Source organism: Bradyrhizobium sp. CCBAU 45394, assembly GCF_028128655.1.
Taxonomy (GTDB): Bacteria; Pseudomonadota; Alphaproteobacteria; order Rhizobiales; family Xanthobacteraceae; genus Bradyrhizobium; species Bradyrhizobium diazoefficiens.
In genome coordinates, this window is the sequence record NZ_LBIX01000086.1 from 1 (window position 1) to 2,006 (window position 2,006).

General features: G+C 60.7%; 2 protein-coding genes. Both read left to right on the plus strand.

Going from position 1 to position 2,006, the window contains the following annotated elements:
- The first annotated feature begins 354 nt into the window (after positions 1–354).
- On the plus strand, positions 355–702 hold the full coding sequence (locus WN73_RS11880) for a hypothetical protein (RefSeq protein WP_011087984.1): 348 nt from the start codon (positions 355–357) through the stop codon (positions 700–702).
- A gap of 591 nt (positions 703–1,293) precedes the next feature.
- Positions 1,294–1,752, plus strand: a complete 459-nt coding sequence (gene hspA / locus WN73_RS11885; RefSeq protein ID WP_011087986.1) for a small heat shock protein HspA — start codon at positions 1,294–1,296, stop codon at positions 1,750–1,752.
- The last annotated feature ends 254 nt before the right edge of the window (positions 1,753–2,006 follow it).

The window sequence follows — 2,006 nt, forward strand, 5'->3', positions numbered from 1 at the left end:
AGGCAGGCGTGATCGATCCCGCCAAGGTCGTTCGCACCGCGTTGCAGGATGCGGCTTCCGTCGCCGCGCTGCTGATCACGACGGAAGCGCTGATCGCCGAGAAGCCGAAGAAGTCCGAGCCGGCGCCCGCAGCGCCGCCGATGGACTTCTAGTCAAGATCGAGCCCGGCCGCCACCGGCCGGGCTCAACCACTAACCAAAAGAGAAAGGAACGCAAAGCACAAGGAGACCCAGATGAGCACACGCATGCAATCTCGATCGCGCAAGAGCGGGGCGACTGTAATGCATTGGCTCATGTTCGCCCTCAGCCTTCTCACGATCGCCTGGATCAGTTTTCGACCGATTGGAGGATGAGATGATCAGAGATCAAGCCATTGTCTCCGCTCATGCGGAGAACCGCAAACAAGCCTTCGGACAGCGCGTGGTCCGCGGGATTCTCACGGCCTCGATGACAGCGGTCCTGGTCCTGCCGTCGCTGGCGGCTTGGGGGGTGGATGGCCCGCGCAGCAAGCCGGAGTCGGGGCAGGTTTTCGGGACGATCGCGCTGCCGCCGATCCCGTATCTGGATTCGATGCCCTGGTTGACGTGGGGCGCCGGCGTGAACACGTTGAAGGTCGACATGCTCCTTTCACCGATCCTGGACCCATCGGGAATCAAGCTTATGCCGGAAGACCGCAATAGGGAGAGACCAGCGATCGGCTAGTTTCATTCACTCACCGGGATGCGATCTCGACCGATTGCGCTGATCGCATCCCCCGGCCGGCTCCCCCCTCGCTATTCGATCATGTCGGACGTACTGACCAGCGTCCGATTCCGCCTGAGACGCTCGTATTTGAGCGGGCCGCCAGGGTCCGATCCTTCGTGGTTGAGGGCCAACGCAGAGCAATCGAGCATTGCGGCGACTTCTCAAAGCACAGGATCTCGCTGCAGAACATCGCCAAAGGCTCACCCGGTTGGTCGAACTGGCCGAAGCGGAATTGCAGCGTTTACACGCCTGACGATCGAACTCAGTACGATATTGCCGCATCGCTTACCGACGCAGGGGCGTCTGGTAAGGCCCCTGAAGACCCCTCGATGGCTTTGCCTAATTTTGAAGACGTGCTCCGTGGCTCGGTAACATTGGGTTAGTTTTCGGACAAAAATTCTCCGCTCTCTACTTGAAACCGAAAGGCGATTTGCTAGTTTTCTGCTCGCCGCGACAAGCGGTCCGGGCGCCCTAGGGGCCCGGCGGAGACGGGCGCCGGAGGTGTCCGACGCCTGCTCGTACCCATCTTGCTCCTTGGAGGATTTGGCTATGAGGACTTACAACATCAGCCCCCTGTGGCGATCAACTATCGGCTTCGACCGCGTGTTCGATCTGGTCGACGCGGCCCGGCACACCGCCGGCGAAGCCAACTACCCACCCTGCAATGTAGAACGCCTGTCTGACGACCGGTATCGGATTTCGCTGGCTTTGGCCGGTTTCTCCCCCGATGAAATCACCGTGACGGCCGAACAGAGCGTGCTCACCATCGAAGGTCGCAAGGGCGAAAAAGGACGGCGGGACTTCGTCTATCGAGGCATCTCGTCGCGACCTTTCAAGCGGCAGTTCGGTCTGGCTGCCCACGTCCGGGTCGAGGGAGCACGGTTCGACAACGGCCTGCTGCAGATCGAGTTGGTTCGCGAGATTCCGGACGCCATGAAGCCTCGCCGGATCCCGATTGACAATCTGGCCGCATCCGACGTCCAGCAGATCGAGCGCGAAGCGGCCTGACGGCTTGGTTGTTCGACGGGCTCACCACAAGGCCGAGCCGCTTACCGGCCGCCGCACCTGTGCCGGCGTGTCCGTGCGCGTGCCCCTCGATCAAGCGAGATCGAGCCGGTCGATTGAGGCCCGATGAAACGAGTCCAATTCCTTAGCTCTAATGGGGTTTGCAAGATGTTTAACAATGCCGCTCTACCTGCCCCGTCTGTCGACGCTGGGCTGTCGAAATATCTAGTCGAGATCCGTAAGTTTCCCTTGCTCAC

Excerpts from the sequence above, each read along its gene's own strand:
- WN73_RS11880 (WP_011087984.1), top strand. The coding sequence starts at position 355 with ATGATCAGAGATCAAGCCATTGTCTCCGCTCATGCGGAGAACCGCAAA.
- hspA (WP_011087986.1), top strand. The coding sequence starts at position 1,294 with ATGAGGACTTACAACATCAGCCCCCTGTGGCGATCAACTATCGGCTTC.